Consider the following 17,877-nt stretch of genomic DNA (forward strand, 5'->3'; position numbering starts at 1 on the left):
CCTGAAGGCCACCATCACGGCGTCTAACGCCGTGATGGTGGCCTTCAGGGGCAGGTGCTGTTGTGGACCGGAACCGAACGGGCCTACGGTGAGTCAGAGGTTGGGTAAAGCGGCAATCCTGGTCAGAGAGTAAGAGGGGATCTCCCATGTGGGTCGACGAGAGCGGCGGCACCGACACCACCGCGAGCGGGCCGGAAGCCATGGAAGTGCACGTCGACGGCCAGGAGTACGGCGCTGAGGTCAACTACGACGCCGATCACGACGGCGTCAACGACACCGCGATCGTCGAGCACGACGACGGCACCGCGCAGGCGTTCATCGACACGAACCACGACGGCGTCGCCGATCACTACGTGGTCCTGGACGACACCGGGCACGCGGTCCAGGAGGCCGTCTACGACGACGCCAGCGGCCAGTGGGTCGAGGGCGGCTCCTCCGGCCACGACGACGGCGGCACCAGCTCCGACACCGGCAGCAGCGGCGAGATGCACGCCGACATGCCGGACGGCGAGGTCTCGGTCGGCGCGCCGACCATCGACACCGACCACGACGGCGTCAACGACACCTCAGTCGTCCAGACGAAGGAAGGCGGCACCATCGCCTTCACCGACAAGGACCACGACGGCGAGGCCGACATCGCCGTGCAGACCGACTCGAGCGGCAACGTCACCACGTTCGAGCACACCGGCAAGGGTGAGTGGACCGAGACCGGCAGCGGTCTCGTTGATGACAGCGTTGACGACAGCGTTGATGACAGCACCGAGCAGCGGCTGAACCCCGACCTCGCCGGCGACGCCGCGTGGGGCGGCGCGGGCCCCGACCACCTCGAAGGCGTGGCCAAGATCGACTCGGCCACCGGGCAGTGGATCAGCCCCAACTAGGTACAGTCCGATGTAACCCGGCTCACGTTTATCGCTTCAGAAAGGCCCGGCGCGGATCATCGCGCCGGGCCTTTCCGTGTCCGAATCGTCGCTCCGCGCGTTCGGATGCACGCGCGGTGTGGCCACGCTCACCGGAAGAATTTCGGCCGCTGGCCCATTCCGGTGACATCTGAATCGATTCCCTTATCGTTCTTGTGAGAGAACCGACAGGACAGCTCTCGGCTACCTGCTGGTCATGCGGCTACGCTCGGGGAATCCCAAATCCAGCACACCGGTCTTCCCGCCGGTGTGCGAAGCCATTCGGTCGCCGGCAATGAGGCCCGCACTGGAACACCGCCGTTCCGTGTGGGCTTTTGTCGTCGGAAGTCAGGAGTAGAGATGACCGCAGTCGCCATCCCCGGACTGGACAAGGCGCCGACGACGCACAGTGGCGTGCTGTCCTGGGTCCGTGAGGTCGCTGAGCTGACGACCCCGGACCGCGTGGTGTGGGTCGACGGGTCCGACGAAGAAGCCGCTCGCATCAACGCCGAACTCGTCGAAGCCGGCACCTTTGTGCAACTGAAGTCGAAGCCGAACTCCTTCTGGGCCACTTCCGACCCGAACGACGTGGCGCGTGTCGAAGACCGCACCTTCATCTGTTCGGAGAACGAGGAAGACGCGGGGCCGACCAACAACTGGGCGCACCCCGACGAGATGAAAGCCACGATGACGGAGCTGTTCCGTGGCTCGATGCGTGGCCGCACGATGTACGTGATCCCGTTCTGCATGGGCCCGCTCGGTGACGAGGACCCGAAGCTGGGCATCGAGATCACGGACTTCGCGTACGTCGTTTCGTCGATGCGCGTGATGACCCGCGCCGGCAAGGCCGCGCTCGACAAGTTCATCCGTCCGGATGGCACCGAGCGCGAGTTCGTCCCCGCGCTGCACTCCGTGGGCGCGCCGCTCGAGCCGGGCGAGAAGGACTCCAACTGGCCGTGCAACACCACCAAGTACATCAGCCACTTCCCCGAGGAGCGTCTCATCTGGAGCTACGGCTCCGGCTACGGCGGCAACTCCTTGCTGGGTAAGAAGTGCTACTCGCTGCGCATCGGCTCGGTCATCGCCCGCGATGAGGGCTGGCTCGCCGAGCACATGCTGATCCTCAAGCTGATCTCGCCCGAGAACAAGGTCCACTACGTCGCGGCGGCGTTCCCGAGCGCCTGCGGCAAGACCAACCTCGCGATGCTCCAGCCGACCATTCCCGGCTGGCGCGCGGAGACCCTCGGCGACGACATCGCCTGGATGAAGTTCGGCGAGGACGGCCGCCTCTACGCGGTCAACCCGGAGTTCGGCTTCTTCGGCGTCGCGCCCGGCACCGACTGGCACACCAACCCCAACGCGATGCGCACCATCGAAAAGGGCAACACGGTGTTCACCAACGTCGCGCTGACCGACGACGGCGACATCTGGTGGGAGGGCATGGAAAACCAGCCCTCGCACGCGACTTCGTGGAAGAAGGCGGACTGGACGCCGGATTCCGAGGAGAAGGCCGCGCATCCCAACTCGCGTTACTGCACCCCGATGTCGCAGTGCCCGATCCTCGCGGACGAGTGGGACGACCCCAAGGGCGTCCCGATCTCGGCGATCCTCTTCGGTGGCCGTCGTAAGACGACAGTCCCGTTGGTGAACGAGGCCCGCGACTGGCAGCACGGCGTGTTCATGGGCGCGACGATGTCGTCCGAGACCACCGCCGCCGCGGCCGGTGCGGTCGGCAACGTGCGCCGCGACCCGATGGCGATGCTGCCGTTCCTCGGCTACCACGCCGGTGACTACTTCAAGCACTGGCTGGACCTCGGCAAGAACGCCGACGCCGCCAAGCTGCCGAAGATCTTCTACGTCAACTGGTTCCGCCGTGGCGACGACAAGCGCTTCCTCTGGCCCGGATTCGGCGAGAACTCGCGGATCCTGAAGTGGGTCATCGAGCGCGTCGAGGGCAAGGGCAACGCCGTCGAGACGCCGATCGGGTTCGTCCCGAAGGCGGAGGACCTCGACACCGAGGGCCTCACCGAGCCGCTGTCGGACATCCAGCTCGCGCTGGACGTCTCCGCCGAGGAGTGGCGCCGGGAGATCCCGCTCATCGAGGAGTGGTTCGCGAAGATCGGCGACAAGGTCCCGTCGTCGCTCCGCGACGAACTCGACTCGCTCAAGCACCGCCTCGGCTAGGTTTGACTGCCTCTGAAGGCCACCATGAGGGACTCTAAGTCCCTCATGGTGGCCTTCAGCGCGTTCGATGGACGAGTGGGTACGTTGGCGGTATGACTGCTGGGGTTAAGCCGTTCAGGTTCGGGGTCAACATGGTCGCGCCCGCGTCGCGCGCTGCCTGGATCGAGAAATGCCGCAAGGCCGAGGACCTCGGCTACGACGTCGTCGGGGTGGCTGACCACCTGGGGATGCCCGCCCCTTTCCCGGCTTTGGTGCTCGCCGCCGAAGCCACGAAACACGTCCGTCTCAACACTTTTGTCCTCAATGCCGGTTTCTATAATTCCGCGCTGCTCGCCCGTGACATCACCGGGACCGACCAGTTCACCGACGGCCGCCTCGAACTGGGCCTCGGCGCGGGGTACGTGAAGGCGGAGTTCGATGCCGCCGGAATCCCCTGGCCCACGCCCGGCCAGCGGGTCGACCATCTCGAACGGACGATCAAGGAGCTCAAGCGGCTCTACGCCGACCCGGACCACAAGCCGCGGCCCGTCCAGAAGCCCGGCCCGCCGCTCCTGCTCGCGGGCCGCGGCAATCGGCTGCTCACCCTCGCCGCCGAGCACGCCGACATCATCGGCTTCACCGGCACCGCCGCGGTCAAGGCGGAGGGCAAGCTCGCGCTGGCTGACGCCGCCGAGTTCGGCGAGCGCGTCGAGTTCACCAAGGCCGCGCTGGGCGCGCGGATCTCCGAGGTCGAGCTGAACATCCTCACCCACTTCGTCACTCTCACCGACGATCGCCAGGCCGGGCTCGAAAAACTGCGGAAGCTGGTGCCGGACTTCACCACCGGGCAGCTCGGTGAGCTGCCGACGGCGTTGATCGGCACCGCGGCCGAGGTCGCGGAGCAGGTCGAGGGCCACCGGGAGCGGTACGGGCTCAGCTACTACACCGTGACCGAGTTCAACCTCGAGGCGCTCGCGCCGGTGATCGCATTGCTGCACGGCAAATGATCGACGTCCAGGGTCTCGGGGTGAAGGTCGGCGACCAATGGCTGTTCGACGACCTCGATTTCAGCGTCGACGCCGGTGAGTGCGCGGTGGTCGTCGGCCCGAACGGCACTGGGAAATCGACGCTGCTGCGCTGCCTCTACGGCATGCAGGAGAAGCAGCGCGGCACTGTCCGGGTGGCGGGCGGCGTCCCCGACGAACGCGACAACGCCTTTCGCCGCAAGGTTTCCGTGCTGCTCGACGATTCCGACTTCTTCGCCGAGCTGACCCCGATCCAGCACCTCGAACTGCTGGCGGGCTCGTTCGGGACCGACCTCGGCGACGTCGGCACGCTGCTGGCCGAAGCCGGGCTGGCCGAGCGCGCGCGGATCTCGGCTGGCAAGTTCTCCGCCGGTCAGCGGCGGCGGTTGCTGCTGCTCGGCGCGACCGTCCGGCCGCACCAGGTCCTGCTGCTCGACGAGCCCGAGCGCGCCCTCGACACCGAGGGCAAGGAGTGGATCACCAAGGTGATCGCGCGCTCGACCGCGGCGGGCGCGGCGGTGGTCGTCGCCACGCACCATCCGCCGCTGCTGGAGGCGGCTGACAGCGTGCTCGAACTGTGGTGACGCTCGCCGCCAGGAAGCGGGTGCCGGGCAGGCAGCGATTCGCCGGGATCTTCAGCGGGGACACGGCCACGTTCATCGCGCTGTTCGCGGGCGGCCTGCTCGTCACCGCTTTCTATCGGCTGGAGTGGTGGCACAACTTCCTGTTCGGACGGTCCACAACGGACTTCCCGGCGGCGTACGGGCTGATCGCCGCCGCCTGCGCGATGGGCTGGCGCGGGCTGCTGCGACGCGGCTTCGTCTGGGCCGAGCCCGCGCAGCTGACCTGGATGGACTTCGCGTCGGTCGACCGGCGGCGGGTGGTCGCCGGACGGCTGTGGGCGAGTTGGACCGGGGTCACGGTGACCGTCGGCTACCTCGGCGCACTGGTCGTGGCTGCCGGGCGCGGCCTGGACGAGACGTGGGCCGCCGCCGCGGCGCTCGTCGGCGCGAGCGCGCTGCTCGCGATGGCGACGGCGCGCCGGACGCGGCTCCCTGGTGAGACGGCCGGTCCGCTCGTGCTGGCAGTGGCGGGGCTGCTGGTGGCCGCCGACGGGCTCGGGCCCAGGCCGGTCGAGGTGCTCGCCGGGGTCCTGCTGGCCGCGGCGCTGGTCACCGCATTCACCGGTGATTCGGTGTCCCACGCGGGGCGTCTGACGCTGGTCGAGGGCTGGAACGGCCGCCTGCTGCGGGCGATGGCGGTGACCTTCGTCGACCCGATGCTCATCCTGCCCGAGGCCCGGCCGGTCGGCTGGCTCTCGCTGCGGCATCCGACGGCGTTGCGCCTCGCACTGGCCGGGGTCGCCGGGCGCTCGCGTTACTTCGGGTCGGCGTTGCTGATCACCATCATGGTCGGCGCCGGTCGCGTCGCGCTTCCCGCGCTGCCCGGGGTCGTGCTGCTTTCGCTGGGCGCGTTCGCGGTGCTGATGCCGTTCGGCGGCGGGCTCGGCGAGCTCTGGCGCAACGCGGGCAGGCGGCGCTGGCTGGGGACACCCGATCGTGAGCTGATCGTGGTCCACGGGCTGGTGTTCGCCGGGCTGGTGGCCGTCTGGGGCGTGCTGCTCGCGCTGGTGGCGCTCTGGCTCGGCGTCGTGGTGCCCGGGAGTTCGTGGCTCGCACTGCCGCTGGCGGTGCTCGCCGTGCTTCGCGCTGTCGCGCGGCCGCCGATCAACTACTCCGTCAGCGGCGGCGGGCTGATGGGCCAGGCGCTGCGCGGGCCAGACGTGCTGGTCGGCGGCACCCTCGTGCTGCTCCTGTTGGGCTGAGCGGGTGGCCTTGGCTCCTTCGGCCCAGCTCGATAGGCCATTCGCGGTTAGGCTCCTGCGCGACGGAGGGAGTCAAGGTGGGCGGCGGACACGCACCGGGAACGGGTCGCAGGGCGACCAGCGAGTTTCCCACCGGATGGAGTGACGAGCAGATCATCGCGGTGGTCAAGGACGTCGCGAATGATCCCAGTGAGCCCCGGCGCCGCCAGTACAACGGCCGCTGGCGCTGTGCCGGTGAGCGCTACGGCGTGCACCTCGTCGTGCTGGTCGAGGAGGACGGGCAGGTCCACACCGGTTATCCGGTCGGCGGCGCCGGCGTGGTCCGGAACCCGGACACGGCGAAGGACCCCGCGAACCCCACGGTGGCCGACCTCGCCGACGGGCGGATCAGTTTCTTCGGCGACAGCCTGCTCAAACAGCTCGCCGACCGGCTTCCGGCCGAAGACCTGGCGCACTACCGGACACTGCTGTGGTCGGGCGAGTGGGAGGAGCTGGCCGACGTCCTCGCGGCGCACGCGACGCTGATGGGCCTCAGCCTGGCGGTGGACGAGTTCGCCGACTTCGAGCGGCTGCTCAACAGCTACGAGTTGCCGATCAACGGCTGCGCGCACCTCAACGACCGCGAGCACATCCTGGACCGCCTGCGCCCCGAACCGGGACTAACTGGCCTGCGGTAGCGAGTTCGGCTCGACGGCCGCCCGCAACGCGTCCAGCGGCAGCCCGACGGTGTCCGCGATCGCCGCCACGGTGAAGAACGCCGGGGTGGGGATCCGGCCGGTCTCGATCTTGCGCAGCGTCTCGACGGAGATCCCGGCCTCGTTCGCGACGTCGACCATGCTGCGCCCCGCGCGCGCCTCCCGGAGCACACAACCCAGCCGCTCGCCCCGCTCGCGCTCTTCACTAGTCAACGGCACCCGCACCATGACCCAATACTAATACCGGTCCCCGCAGCCTGTCGACATAGTGCCCCGACCCCACCACGTGCCCCTGAAGGCCACCATCACGGCGTTAGACGCCGTGATGGTGGCCTTCAGGGGCTTCACCGGCTGGACGAGTTGCGCACAGAAGTTGTCCCCAGCCTGTGGATAACTCTGTGCACAGGTCTGTGGAGGGCGCAGGAAAAGGCCCCGCCGAGCCGAAGCTCGACGGGGCCACAATCCCTAGGGGCTTCAGGCGCCGGGAGGCACCGGAAGTGGGACACCGGGCAGACTCTGGTCGGCGGGCACCCTGCCGTCGACGAGGTAGTCCTCCACCACCTTGTCCACACCCGCGTTGCCGCCGGCGTAGATCCCGTGGTCGCCCTCACCGGTCACCGTGATCATCCGCGAGTTCGCGAACGCCTGGTGCGCGCGGGTCGCGCCCTCGATCGGGGTCGCCGGGTCGTGCACCGACTGGACCATCAGGATCGGCGGGACGCCAACGCCGTCCATCGGGAGCAGCGGGGCGGGCGGGTTCTGCCAGAAGATGCACGGCTGGATCAGCCAGCCCGCGCCGAGCAGCGGCTGGTTCTTGTCGATCAGCTTCTGCGACTGCTTGATGACGCTCTGCCGGTTACCCGTCCACGGGCCCTCGTTGCAGGGGATGGACCAGAAGCTGGCGTCGTAGGCGTCGCCGTCGCTCGGCACCATCAGCGGCTGCGGGCCGATGACGTCGCTGGCCGTGTTCTCGGCCTTGACCTTCTGCGCGGCCGAGGACTTCTGCTGGCTGCTCGAGCCCTGGGTCAGCGTGCGGACGTTGACCAGGTAGTCGGCCAGGCCGGGGAACGCCCGCTTCGAGTAGATCTGCGACGCGATGAACGCGTCCATCCCGTTCGCGGAGACCTTCGCGCCGTCCAGCTCGACCGGGGCCTGGGTCAGCGCGTAGCGGACCGTTTCGTAGGTCTGGCGAGCCTTCTCGCCGGAGGTGCCGAAGTGGTAGAGCTTGTCGTACTGGCCCAGCCACGGCAGGAAGTCCTGGCGCCAGCGGCGCTCGAAGCCGAGCGGCTGCCAGTCGAACGACTTCTGCCAGGTCGTGGTGAACTCGGTCGACGAGTCGAGCAGGAAACGGCCGGTCCTGGTCGGGAACCGCTGCGCGTAGTGCGCGCCCATCCAGGTGCCTGCCGAGTAGCCGACCCAGTTGATCTTGTCGCGCTTGAGCAGCACGCGCAGCAGGTCGATGTCGTGCACGGTCTGGTCGGTGTTGATCAGCGGGCCGAGCTCGCCGGACTTCACCTGGCAGGAGTTCGCCGCGTACTTGGTGGCGTCCAGGATCAGGTTGAGGTTGCCCTTGCCGCGGTCACGCGGGTCGAGGTCCGAGCCAGTGCCGATGGCGCCGCCGCAGGTGATGTTGGTGCTCTTGCCGGTGCCGCGCGGGTCGAAGCCGACGATCTCCTGGGTGGCCCGCAGCTTGGTCTGGTTGCGCAGCCGGGCGGGGAAGTTCCGGCCGGGCGCGCCGGGGCCGCCGGGGTTGGTGATGACGCTGGCCGTGGCCGGGCCACCGGTCGCCTTGAGGCGGCTGACCGCGATGGTGAGGTCGATCTGCTCGTTCGTCCGGAACCAGTTGCGCGGGGTCTTGTAGGTCGCGCACTCGATGCCCTCCGCGCCGGCGGGCGGCGGGGTCGGCAGATCGGTGGCCGTGCAGACGTGTCAGTCGAGCTTCTGGTTCGTGTACTTCGCCGGGATGTTCGTCGAGTTCAGCGGTTGCTTGGCCTCTTGGCCGTCGAAAGCTGGTGTGCACCCGGCCTGCATGGTGCCGGCGATCGCCGGGATCACCACCGCGTAGCGGAGTCGATTCGTCCGTTTGCCCCTTTGTAGTCCTATGCGAATTTTCGCAGCTCGCGACTGTGTAGTGATATCCGGCGACGGCGGCCAGGACAACCGCCCTTCGTCGCATCACGAACGGGCGGCGATCAAATCGATATCGGACACGCGTGACGAGCGCGGCGCGAAGTCCTAGGGTCATCGGCACGGTCGGCTTGTTACAGGAGTGTTAGGTGGGGTCCGATGTCGTCAGCCAAGTCCAGCGGGAAGGTGAAGGGGCTGCAGTTCAGCCCATGGAACCTGCTCTTGATCATCCCCTTGGGGATTCTCATCACGCCGCTGTTCAACTTCGACGCGCCCCGGCTGTTCGGGATGCCGTTCTTCTACTGGTTCCAGCTGAGTTTCGTGCTGGTCGGCGTCGCCTGTGTCGGCATCGTCTACGCGATGACGCGGAACGTCGGGAAGAACCACCAGCCCGGCAAGCTGACCGTTGACGACCTGGACGAGGGGACCAAGAAGTGACAACCCAGACCCTCGCGGCGGCCGCGCCGGGCAGCGGGCTGCAGTGGCCCGAGCTGATCATCTTCACCGTGCTGTTCCTGGTGGTCACGGTGCTGGGCTTCCTCGCGTCGAAGTGGAAGGCGGGCAACAGCCTCGACCACCTGGACGAGTGGGGCCTCGGCGGCCGCAAGTTCGGCTCGTGGATCACCTGGTTCCTGCTCGGCGGTGACCTCTACACGGCGTACACCTTCGTCGCGGTGCCCGCGCTGGTGTTCGGCGCCGGGGCGATCGGCTTCTACGCCCTGCCGTACACGATCATCGTCTACCCGATCGTGCTGCTGCCCGCGCTGCGCATGTGGTCGGTCTCGCGGGTCCGCGGGTACGTCACGCCCGCCGACTTCGTCCGCGGGCGGTTCGGCTCGCCGACGCTCGCGCTGCTGATCGCCGTCACCGGCATCGTCGCGACCATGCCGTACATCGCGCTGCAGCTGGTCGGCCTCGAGTCGGTGCTGCGGACGATGGGCCTCAACGGCTCCGGCATCGTCGGCCACCTGCCGCTGCTGATCGCGTTCATCATCCTGGCCTTCTACACGTACCAGTCCGGCCTGCGGGCGCCCGCGCTCATCGCGTTCGTCAAGGACATCCTGATCTACCTGGTGATCATCGCGGCGCTGATCTACCTGCCCGCGAAGGTCGGCGGCTGGTCGCACATCTTCGACGCCGCGGCGACGAAGCTCGGTGCGAAGGACGCGGTCACCGGCAAGCCCGCCGGCTCGATCGTGCTCGGCCCGAACAACCAGCTGCAGTACCTGACCCTGGCACTCGGTTCGGCGCTGGCGCTGTTCCTGTACCCGCACTCGCTCACCAGCGTGCTGGCCTCGCGCGGCCGCAACGTGATCAAGCGGAACATGGTGGCGCTCCCGGCGTACTCCTTCCTGCTCGGCCTGCTCGCGCTGCTGGGCTACGTCGCGATCGCGGCGATCAACCCGTCGACCGGCAAGCCGATCGCCCCGATCGTCAACGCCGCGACCGGCCGCCCGGACACGAACACGGTCATCCCGGTCCTGTTCGACACGCAGTTCCCACCGTGGTTCGCCGGGATCGCGTTCGCCGCGATCGGCATCGGCGCGCTGGTCCCGGCGGCGATCATGTCGATCGCCGCGGCCAACCTGTGGACGCGCAACATCTACAAGGAGTACTTCAAGAAGAACGCGACGCCGAAGCAGCAGGCGAAGCAGGCGAAGCTGGCTTCGCTGGTGGTGAAGTTCGGCGCGGTGGCGTTCATCCTGTTCATCGACCCGCAGTTCTCGATCGACCTGCAGCTGATCGGCGGGGTGCTGATCCTGCAGACGCTCCCGGCCGTGGCGATCTCGCTGTACACCCGCTGGCTGCACCGCTGGGGCCTGATCGCGGGCTGGATCGTCGGGATGGGCTGGGGGCTGATCATGCTCTACGGCATCCCCAACCCGAAGGCGGGCAAGGCGCACTTCGGCGGCTCCGCGCTGCCCATGGGCGACCTGTCGATCCTCGGCTGGCACCCGTTCGCCGGTTCGGCCGTCCAGGTCTACCCGGGCTTCGTGGCGCTGATCGCGAACCTGGTCGTCGCGGTGCTCGTCACGATCATCGCGCGCCGCATGAAGGTCTCGAACGGCACCGACGACACGGACGCGACCGATTACCACACCGACGAGGACGACAAGGACCTCCGGCCCATCGGCGTCCACTAGCGCCGCGGGCCTCGGTCTCGATTGCCCCTGAAGGCCACCATCACGGCGTAATACGCCGTGATGGTGGCCTTCAGGGGCTTTGCGGGGTGGGCGGTGTCTCGCAGGTGGTCAGGCGGCCGCGCAGGAAGCGGCGCTGGGGTTCTGAACACTGCAGCGTGAGGGCGCGGCGGTAGTGGGCCGCGGCCCGAACGGGGTCGCCCAAACGGAGGTGGAGCGCGCCCAGCGCGGCCGGGAGCAGGGTGTAGTCCGGCAGCTTGGGGATGAGGCGCTCGAGTTCGGCGATGCCCGCGGCCGGGCCGTCCACCATCGACAGGGCGATCGCGCGATTGAGCCGGGCGACCGGTGACGGCCGGATCGCGAGCAGGTCGTCGTACAGCGTCACGACGCGCGGCCAGTCCGGTGGTGACTTCGCGACGTGACAAAGCGCGATGGCGGCTTCCACGTGGTACGCCGACATCCGCGGTCCCGTGCACGCCCGCTCGAACAGGGCGACGCCCTCCGCGATCAGCTCGTGGTCCCACCGCCCGCGGTCCTGCTCGTCGAGCAGCAGCAGGTCGCCGTCCGCGTCGACCCGCGCGGGCAGCCGGGCGGCCTGCAGCATCATCAGCGACAGCAGCGCGCGCACCCGCGGCAGGTCCGTGCGTGGCTCGGCCAGCAGCAGTCTCCCGAGCCGGATGGCCTCGCCGCACAGCTCCCCGCGGACGGCGACCTCCCCGGTCGTCGCGTCGTAGCCCTCGTTGAACAGCAGGTAGAGCACCGAAAGTACACTGTCCACACGGGACTCCAGCGCGTCCGGCCCCGGCAGGTCGATCGGTTTGCCGGACTCGCGCAGCCACTTCTTCGCACGCACCAGCCGTTGCGCGATCGTCGACTGCCGGGTCAGCAGGGCGGCCGCGATCTCGTGCACCCCGAGTCCACCGACGGTCTTCAACGTCAGCGCCACCTGCGAGACCTGCGGTAACGCGGGATGGCAGCACAGCAGCATCAGCGCGAGTTCGTCGTCCGCCGAGATTTCCGCCACCACCAGCTCCGGCACAGCGAGCTGTGGCAGTTTCGTCCGCAACACCCGCTCCCGGCGGACGACGTCGAGCGCCCGGTTGCGCGCGGCCCGGAACAGCCAGCCCGCCGGATTCGACGGCACCCCCGCGTGCTGCCACGTGCGCAGCGCCTGCTCCAGCGCGTCCGCCACCGCTTCCTCCGCGAGGTCGAGCCGCGCGGGGCCGAGCGCGCGGGCCAGCGTGGCGGTGATCCGCCCGGCACTGTGCCGGAACAGGTGCTCCACCACGCCGGCCGACGACGTCATACCCGGCTCGGGTGCTCGGCGCGCGGGGCGTCCAGGTCGAGCGTGCTCTCGTGCGGCACGATCGCGCCGACGCCGTCCTCGACCACCGGATCGGTGGCGAACGTCATCAGATCCACGAACCGGGCCATCGCTCAGTTCCCGTCGCGGCAGTCTTCGACCCGGCGCACTTCGATCGGGCCGAACCGCAGGTGCGGATGGCCGCCGAAGGTCTTCTCCGCCTCGTCGAGGTCGTGCGCGTCGATCACGATGAGACCGCCGAGCACCTCGGTGGCCTCGGTGTGCGGCCCGTCCGTCGACGCCAGCGCGTCCCCGTCGAGCCGCAGCACCCGGCCGTCGAGCGACAGCGAATTGCCGCTGACCAGCTTTCCCTGCCTCGTCAGGTCGTCCGACCAGGCGAGATAGCTCTCGAGCACGCGCTGTCCCTCGTCCGGGCCGAGGTGGGCCTGCGCGTCGGTGGTGCCGCGCATGAATCCTGCGTAGTGAGCCATGATTTCCTCCATTTTCCGATTGATGGTCCCGAGACGAACAAGGCCACGGCAAATCGACACGGCTACGGTGGGTTTCATGGAAACAGCTGTGAGCCGGTTCCCCGTGGTGGATCTCGCGGACCTGCCGGAAGACCTGCGCGAGCGCATCCAGGCGATCGTCGAGAAGTCCGGGTTCGTGCCGAACATCTTTCTCGCGCTGGGCCATCGTCCCGCCGAGCTGCGCGCGTTCCTCGACTACCACGACGCGCTGATGGAGCGTTCCGACGGGCTGAGCAAGGCCGAGCGCGAGCTCATCGTCGTCGCCACCTCCGGCGCGAACCACTGCACCTACTGCGTCGTCGCGCACGGCGCGATCCTGCGGGTCCGCGCGAAGGACCCGGAGCTGGCCGACCGGGTGTCGAGCAATCCCTGGCAGGTCGAGCTCGACGAACGCGGCCGCGCGATCGTGGACCTCGCGCTCGCGCTTTCCCACGACTCGGCCGCGTTCGGCGACGCCGATCTCGACCTGGCCCGCGAAGCAGGCCTGACCGACGACGAGATCTGGGACGTCGGCGCCATCACCGCCCTGTTCGCGATGTCCAACCGGCTGGCCCACCTCACCGCCCTGCGCCCGAACCCCGAGTTCTTCCTGATGGGCAGGCTGCCGCGGGAACGCTGAGGGCGAACCCCCGTCTTCGTGGCGGTCAGAGCTCCAGCCGCCAGGTCTGGCCGGTCAGTGCGGGACCGAAATCGTCCAGCGGCTCCTCGGAGACCAGCTGGAAGCCCGCGGCCTGGTAGATGCGGCGGGCGGCGGTGAGCAGGGAAACCGTCCACAGCTCGATCGCGGTGTACCCGCTGAGGCGGGCGAACTCGAGGCATTCCGCGACGAGCCGACGCCCGACGCCGTGCCCGCGCGCGGCCGGCTCGACCAGTAGCACGCGCAGCTTGGCGGTCTGGTCGTCGCGACCCCGCATGCAGAAGACACTGCCCACGCGCTCGCCGTCGAGCTCGGCGATCCAGCCGCCCTGGCGGGGATCGGCACGGTGATCGGTGAACTCCGCCAGGACCCGGGCGACCAGCGCTTCGAACCGCTCGTCCCAGCCGTGTTCCTGTGCGTAGAGCGTGCCGTGCCGATGGACGACCCAGCCGAGGTCACCCGGTCGGGGTGGCCGCAGGACGAGAACAGGATCGGGCCGCCGGTCCCCGACCAGCCCGGTGATCGTGCGCATCGCGGCGAGCAACCGACGTTGGTCATCGTCGTCGAAGCGTTCGAGGAGCGAGCCGATGCGCTGGGTGCTTCGCGTGTTGAGCGTGTCGAAGGCGGCGCGGCCTTGCTCGGTGAGGCGCACGAGCTGGCGGCGGGCGTCTTCCCCACTGCGCTCCCGCGCGACCAGGCCGCGGGTTTCGAGCTTGCCGAGCAGCCTGCTCGCGTAACCACCGTCGAGATCGAGGCGTTTGCGCAGGTCAGTGACGGGAGTGGTGTCCTGCTGGGCGAGTTCGAACACGACTCGCGCTTCGCTCAAGGAGTACTCGGCGTCGGCGGGGCCTTCGTCAAGGACACCGATGACGCCGGTGTACAGGCGGTTGAAGGCGCGAACGGCGGTGATGCGCTTCGTCCGGTCCAGGCTTGTTCATTGACCACCTCAACAAATTCGTTGACTTGGTCAAGTATTATCTCAAAACAAAACCCCGGGCAAGTGCTCGCGCCGGGGTTTCGGAGAAATGGGAACCCCGTGATGCTGCCAGGTCGGGGGTCCGCCAGCATCACGGGGTCGTAGTGGGTATCGACGCGGCGTTCCGCGGCGTTACACCTGAGGCACTTTGTGGTGCAGGTCACTCCAATGGAGCAAAGTGCACCCTTTCGTGCGAAATCAGCGCATGTAGCCCTGACGCGCCTGGGCGATAGCGATCAGTTCCTGACGAACGGTCGCGGTGGCCGCGGTGTCGATCGCCCGGTTCAGGGCCCGGCGAGTACGAGTTTCGGCGCGGCGGGCTCGGAGCTTGGCGGCGATGTTGTTCATCGGTTCTGCATCCCCTTTGGGGTCTCGGTGGCTTGTGACTTAAGTATGCCCCCTTTTTCACAAGGAGTCCAACGATTCAACGGTGATCTGGCGCACCAGCCGATGAATCATCGGTAGATTGCGGATTAATCCGGAGAGATGCAGTGTCGCCGGTCACGTCCAGGTAACGCCTATGGCCTTCTAGGGCTCTCTACGAAATTTTCGATATAGCCGTAGCGAGGACTATGACCCGGAAGGCGGTACGGAGACGATCAGTCGCGGCCGAGCAGGTAGTGGCCGAAATGCGGCACGGTGAAGGCGATCTGCCCGCGTTCGCCGGAGAACACGAGGCCCTTCTTCATCAGGCTGTCTCGGGCAGGCGAGAGTGATGAGGGCTTTTTCCCCAGGTAGACGGCTACATCGGCGGTACCGGCGGGCTCGTCACGCCCCTGGGTCAGCTCGGCCATCGCCTGCAGGTACTCCCGCTCCGCGGGCGTCGCGCGCTCGTAGCGTGAGCCGAAGAAGCCCACTGCGAGCTCCGCCTCGGCCTCCGGGGCGGCCACCTGGACGTCCTTGACGGTGATCGGATCCGCGGGCGCGGCGTCCCAGGCCGCCTTGCCGTACGCCTGGATGAAGTACGGGTAGCCCCCGGAAGCGTCGAACAACGCGTCGAGGGCCTCGGGCTCGATGCCCGCGTCTTCACGCTCGATCGGCGCCATCACCGCGAGGTCGGCGTCGTCGCGCTCGAGCCGGTCGATGCGCGCGTAGCGGAACAGCCGCTCGGAGTAGGACTTCGAGGCCGAAAGCACCGCGGGCACGTGTGGCAGTCCGGCGCCGACGACGACGAGCGGCGCGCCCGACTGGGAAATCTCGTGGCAGGCCGCGCACAGGGCGGACACGTCCTCTGGCAGCAGGTCCTGGATCTCGTCGATCAGCAGCGCGACGCCGGTGCCCACGTCGGCGGCGAGCCCGGCGACGTCGGTGAACAGCTCCACCAGGTCGATCTCGATGTCCCCGGAGTCGGCCCGGCCCTGCGCGGCGGGTGCGTCGATGCCCGGCTGCCAGCGGTCGCGCAGTTTGGCGTCCGGCTTGTTGGCCCGAAGCGCGAACGCCTTGAGTACGCCGAGGACGTCCTCCACCCGATCGGGCGCACGATGTCGCACGGCGAGGTCGCGGATCGCGCGGTGCAGCGCGGCGGACAGCGGCCGCCGCAGCTCGATATCCGGTCTGGCCTCGATCTTCCCCGCGCCCCAGCCGTGCCGGATCGCCATCGACCGCAGTTCACCCAGCAACACGGTCTTGCCGACCCCGCGCAGGCCGGTGAGCATCAGGCTGCGTTCCGGGCGGCCGCGTGAGACCCGTTCGAGCACGACCTCGAACGCCTTGAGCTCGCGCTCGCGGCCTGCCAGCTCGGGTGGCCGTTGACCGGCGCCCGGGGCGAAGGGGTTGCGGATGGGATCCACTCTGCCAAGTTATCGGTGTTTCTAACGTCAGTCCGATAGTGGGGCAGATTTCCTTAGCGCGTGTCCTTGGGCCGTTCGAGTGGTGGCCGGGTCTGCAGCCCCGGTCCCTTCCTGTCCTCGCCTAGTCGGTGAGGTGCCGGTCCGCGTAGACCCGCATCGCGTCGCGGATGTACTCCGCGGTCCCCGTGCCGTGCGTTTCGTCGTACTGGCCGTAGCGCGGATCGTCGACGTACAGCTGGCCAAGGCCCTTGAAGTAGCCCTTGGACACCGTCCGGACCGCCGGGGCCAGCCACTGGTGCAGCCGCTGCGTCAGCGCCTGGACGCTGTCGCTGCCGACGGCCTCACCGGCGGTTTTGGCCGCGCCGAACGCCGTCGCGATGTCGAGCTGCTCCTGCTGGTGGGCCTTCTGCCCGTCAGCGTCGAGCGAGTTCCACCACTGGTCACCCTTCTTGTACGCGTCGGCGCCCCAGCGCTCGGTGACCTCCTTCTCGTACTTCGTGTGGTCGAACCCGTCGAAAACCTCGTCTGCCATGAGTCGTTCACCTCCCTTCAGTTTCTTGAGCGTCGTTCGCACCGATTCGATCTGCCGCCCGAGCCGCTGTCGCTCCTGCTCCAGCAGCTCGAGGTGGGTTTCGAGGGCCGACGTGCTGTCCTGCTGCCCGTCGAGGACCTCGGCGATGGCCGGAAGGCCGAGGCCGAGCTCGCGCAGGAGCAGGATGCGCTGCAACCGCACCAGCGCGTGCTCGTCGTAGTAGCGGTAGCCGTTGCCGCCGACCCGGCTGGGTTCGAGCAGGCCGATCGCGCCGTAGTGGCGCAACGTCCTGCTGGTCGTCCCGGCCGAGCGGGCGAGGTCCTGGATGGACCACTCCGATCCGGTCACCGCCGCCCTCCTCCGTCTCGGTGAAACCCAAGGTAGAGGTTGACGCCGCGTCAAGGTCAACCGCGAATCTCGTCGCTACTGGTTTCTATCACTCTCTAGATTCAGAGCAATACGCCCGAATAGAGCGCTAGCGTGGTTCGACCTCGAGACGACTGGGCATTCTGGGCGTAACTTTCATGGGGTACCAATACCCCTCGGCCTGGAAGGCAGGAACTCGTGATTCTCCGTCGCGTGGCGCGTCCACTGCTTGCTTCGATCTTCATCTTCGGCGGCATCGGCGCCCTTCGTGACGCGCAGGGTCACGCGAAGGCCGCTGAGCCGTTTCTGACGGACTCCTTCGACAAGCTGGAAGGGGTCATCCCCGAGGGTTTGCCGCGCGACCCCGTCACGCTCGTCCGCATCGACGCCGGGGTGAAGATCGGCGCCGGTCTCGCGCTGGCCACCGGGAAAGCGCCGCGGCTCGCGTCGCTGCTCCTGCTCGGCAGCCTGGTGCCGACGACGCTCGCGGCGCACCGGTTCTGGGAGATCAAGGACCCGGCCGAGCGCCAGCAGCAGCAGATCCAGTTCATCAAGAACGCCTCACTCGGCGGCGGCCTCCTGCTGGCGGCCGCGGACACCGGTGGCAAGCCCTCGCTCGGCTGGCGCGCCCGCCGCGCCGCGAAGAAGGCGGGCAAGGCCGCTGAGCGGGTCGGCAAGCGCGCCGAGAAGGCCCTCCCCAACTGACGTAAATGCCTCTGAAGGCCACCATGACGGCGTAATACGCCGTCATGGTGGCCTAATGGGGTTTGTTCGGGTCGGGTTCGTAGGCTTGGGCGTGGTGGCTGGTGGTGGGTGAGCACTCGTGTGGCCAGGGTTTTGTGAGACCTTCCTGAAGACCGTGCCCTCA

General features: G+C 68.3%; 18 protein-coding genes and 1 pseudogene. 10 read left to right on the top strand and 9 right to left on the bottom strand.

The window, feature by feature from the left end:
- Window positions 1-146 precede the first annotated feature (146 nt).
- The 6 genes from QMK34_RS42335 (at window position 147) to QMK34_RS42360 (ending at window position 6,589) form a co-directional block, all read left to right on the top strand.
- Complete coding sequence (locus tag QMK34_RS42335) at window positions 147-881, top strand: DUF6802 family protein (protein ID WP_326420472.1); 735 nt, start codon at window positions 147-149, stop codon at window positions 879-881.
- Window positions 882-1,259: 378 nt separating this feature from the next.
- Window positions 1,260-3,083 carry a phosphoenolpyruvate carboxykinase (GTP) gene (locus QMK34_RS42340; protein WP_326420473.1) on the top strand — a complete coding sequence of 608 codons (1,824 nt, stop codon included), beginning with the start codon at window positions 1,260-1,262 and terminating at the stop codon, window positions 3,081-3,083.
- A 92-nt stretch (window positions 3,084-3,175) separates the two neighbouring features.
- On the top strand, window positions 3,176-4,069 hold the full coding sequence (locus QMK34_RS42345) for an LLM class F420-dependent oxidoreductase (RefSeq protein WP_326420474.1): 894 nt from the start codon (window positions 3,176-3,178) through the stop codon (window positions 4,067-4,069).
- Window positions 4,066-4,671, top strand: coding sequence for an ABC transporter ATP-binding protein (locus tag QMK34_RS42350; protein ID WP_326420475.1), 606 nt, complete (start codon window positions 4,066-4,068; stop codon window positions 4,669-4,671). Before QMK34_RS42345 ends, QMK34_RS42350 begins: the two co-directional genes overlap by 4 nt.
- Window positions 4,665-5,912 carry a hypothetical protein gene (locus QMK34_RS42355; RefSeq protein ID WP_326420476.1) on the top strand — a complete coding sequence of 416 codons (1,248 nt, stop codon included), beginning with the start codon at window positions 4,665-4,667 and terminating at the stop codon, window positions 5,910-5,912. The genes QMK34_RS42350 and QMK34_RS42355 overlap by 7 nt, the downstream gene beginning before the upstream one ends.
- A 77-nt stretch (window positions 5,913-5,989) precedes the next feature.
- On the top strand, window positions 5,990-6,589 hold the full coding sequence (locus QMK34_RS42360; protein WP_326420477.1) for an EndoU domain-containing protein: 600 nt from the start codon (window positions 5,990-5,992) through the stop codon (window positions 6,587-6,589).
- On the opposite strand, the gene QMK34_RS42365 is transcribed toward QMK34_RS42360, so the two are convergent.
- Together QMK34_RS42365 and QMK34_RS42370 are read right to left on the bottom strand one after the other, a co-directional pair.
- Window positions 6,572-6,835: a helix-turn-helix domain-containing protein gene (locus tag QMK34_RS42365; protein ID WP_326420478.1), complete on the bottom strand. Its 264-nt coding sequence runs from the start codon at window positions 6,833-6,835 to the stop codon at window positions 6,572-6,574. The genes QMK34_RS42360 and QMK34_RS42365 overlap by 18 nt on opposite strands.
- Window positions 6,836-7,081: 246 nt before the next feature.
- Window positions 7,082-8,638 (bottom strand): annotated as a pseudogene (locus QMK34_RS42370) (alpha/beta hydrolase).
- A 255-nt stretch (window positions 8,639-8,893) separates the two neighbouring features.
- Here QMK34_RS42370 and QMK34_RS42375 point away from each other — a divergent pair.
- Both QMK34_RS42375 and mctP read left to right on the top strand, forming a co-directional pair.
- Window positions 8,894-9,172 (top strand): DUF3311 domain-containing protein, encoded by a 279-nt coding sequence (locus QMK34_RS42375; RefSeq protein ID WP_326420479.1) that lies wholly within the window; start codon window positions 8,894-8,896, stop codon window positions 9,170-9,172.
- The gene (mctP, locus tag QMK34_RS42380; protein ID WP_326420480.1) at window positions 9,169-10,878 is read left to right on the top strand and encodes a monocarboxylate uptake permease MctP; all 1,710 of its coding nucleotides are present in this window, start codon (window positions 9,169-9,171) and stop codon (window positions 10,876-10,878) included. Before QMK34_RS42375 ends, mctP begins: the two co-directional genes overlap by 4 nt.
- 70 nt (window positions 10,879-10,948) lie before the next feature.
- Here the strand turns inward: mctP and QMK34_RS42385 are convergent, their stop codons facing one another.
- From QMK34_RS42385 to QMK34_RS42395, 3 genes are read right to left on the bottom strand one after another with little or no spacing between them, the layout of a single operon-like run.
- Window positions 10,949-12,181, bottom strand: coding sequence for an RNA polymerase sigma factor (locus QMK34_RS42385; RefSeq protein ID WP_326420481.1), 1,233 nt, complete (start codon window positions 12,179-12,181; stop codon window positions 10,949-10,951).
- The gene (locus QMK34_RS42390; RefSeq protein ID WP_326420482.1) at window positions 12,178-12,309 is read right to left on the bottom strand and encodes a hypothetical protein; all 132 of its coding nucleotides are present in this window, start codon (window positions 12,307-12,309) and stop codon (window positions 12,178-12,180) included. Before QMK34_RS42390 ends, QMK34_RS42385 begins: the two co-directional genes overlap by 4 nt.
- A gap of 3 nt (window positions 12,310-12,312) precedes the next feature.
- Window positions 12,313-12,669: a YciI family protein gene (locus QMK34_RS42395; protein WP_326420483.1), complete on the bottom strand. Its 357-nt coding sequence runs from the start codon at window positions 12,667-12,669 to the stop codon at window positions 12,313-12,315.
- 76 nt (window positions 12,670-12,745) lie between these two features.
- Between QMK34_RS42395 and QMK34_RS42400 the strand changes: the two genes are divergently transcribed.
- The gene (locus QMK34_RS42400) at window positions 12,746-13,327 is read left to right on the top strand and encodes a peroxidase-related enzyme (RefSeq protein ID WP_326420484.1); all 582 of its coding nucleotides are present in this window, start codon (window positions 12,746-12,748) and stop codon (window positions 13,325-13,327) included.
- Between the two features lie 25 nt (window positions 13,328-13,352).
- Here QMK34_RS42400 and QMK34_RS42405 read toward each other — a convergent pair whose 3' ends face one another.
- The 4 genes from QMK34_RS42405 to QMK34_RS42420 all read right to left on the bottom strand — a co-directional run bounded on the left by QMK34_RS42405 (window position 13,353) and on the right by QMK34_RS42420 (window position 16,991).
- Complete coding sequence (locus tag QMK34_RS42405) at window positions 13,353-14,273, bottom strand: bifunctional helix-turn-helix transcriptional regulator/GNAT family N-acetyltransferase (protein ID WP_326420489.1); 921 nt, start codon at window positions 14,271-14,273, stop codon at window positions 13,353-13,355.
- Between the two features lie 246 nt (window positions 14,274-14,519).
- Window positions 14,520-14,669, bottom strand: a complete 150-nt coding sequence (locus QMK34_RS42410; RefSeq protein WP_326420485.1) for a hypothetical protein — start codon at window positions 14,667-14,669, stop codon at window positions 14,520-14,522.
- 251 nt (window positions 14,670-14,920) lie between these two features.
- Entirely contained in the window at window positions 14,921-16,111 is a 1,191-nt protein-coding gene (locus tag QMK34_RS42415) for an ATP-binding protein (RefSeq protein ID WP_326420486.1), read from the bottom strand.
- 121 nt (window positions 16,112-16,232) lie between these two features.
- A complete protein-coding gene (locus QMK34_RS42420) occupies window positions 16,233-16,991 on the bottom strand; it encodes a MerR family transcriptional regulator (RefSeq protein ID WP_326420487.1) in 759 nt (252 codons plus the stop codon).
- Window positions 16,992-17,207: 216 nt separating this feature from the next.
- Here QMK34_RS42420 and QMK34_RS42425 point away from each other — a divergent pair, with 216 nt between their 5' ends.
- Window positions 17,208-17,714, top strand: a complete 507-nt coding sequence (locus QMK34_RS42425; protein WP_326420488.1) for a DoxX family membrane protein — start codon at window positions 17,208-17,210, stop codon at window positions 17,712-17,714.
- The last annotated feature ends 163 nt before the right edge of the window (window positions 17,715-17,877 follow it).

The organism is Amycolatopsis sp. H20-H5, assembly GCF_035828755.1.
Classification (GTDB): domain Bacteria; phylum Actinomycetota; class Actinomycetes; order Mycobacteriales; family Pseudonocardiaceae; genus Amycolatopsis.

Coding starts and splice junctions, on each gene's coding strand:
- QMK34_RS42365 (WP_326420478.1), bottom strand. CDS start 6,835: ATGGTGCGGGTGCCGTTGACTAGTGAAGAGCGCGAGCGGGGCGAGCGG.
- QMK34_RS42410 (WP_326420485.1), bottom strand. CDS start 14,669: ATGAACAACATCGCCGCCAAGCTCCGAGCCCGCCGCGCCGAAACTCGT.
- QMK34_RS42400 (WP_326420484.1), top strand. CDS start 12,746: ATGGAAACAGCTGTGAGCCGGTTCCCCGTGGTGGATCTCGCGGACCTG.
- QMK34_RS42335 (WP_326420472.1), top strand. CDS start 147: ATGTGGGTCGACGAGAGCGGCGGCACCGACACCACCGCGAGCGGGCCG.
- QMK34_RS42390 (WP_326420482.1), bottom strand. CDS start 12,309: ATGGCCCGGTTCGTGGATCTGATGACGTTCGCCACCGATCCGGTGGTC.
- QMK34_RS42345 (WP_326420474.1), top strand. CDS start 3,176: ATGACTGCTGGGGTTAAGCCGTTCAGGTTCGGGGTCAACATGGTCGCG.
- QMK34_RS42350 (WP_326420475.1), top strand. CDS start 4,066: ATGATCGACGTCCAGGGTCTCGGGGTGAAGGTCGGCGACCAATGGCTG.
- QMK34_RS42340 (WP_326420473.1), top strand. CDS start 1,260: ATGACCGCAGTCGCCATCCCCGGACTGGACAAGGCGCCGACGACGCAC.
- QMK34_RS42385 (WP_326420481.1), bottom strand. CDS start 12,181: ATGACGTCGTCGGCCGGCGTGGTGGAGCACCTGTTCCGGCACAGTGCC.
- QMK34_RS42375 (WP_326420479.1), top strand. CDS start 8,894: ATGTCGTCAGCCAAGTCCAGCGGGAAGGTGAAGGGGCTGCAGTTCAGC.
- QMK34_RS42395 (WP_326420483.1), bottom strand. CDS start 12,669: ATGGCTCACTACGCAGGATTCATGCGCGGCACCACCGACGCGCAGGCC.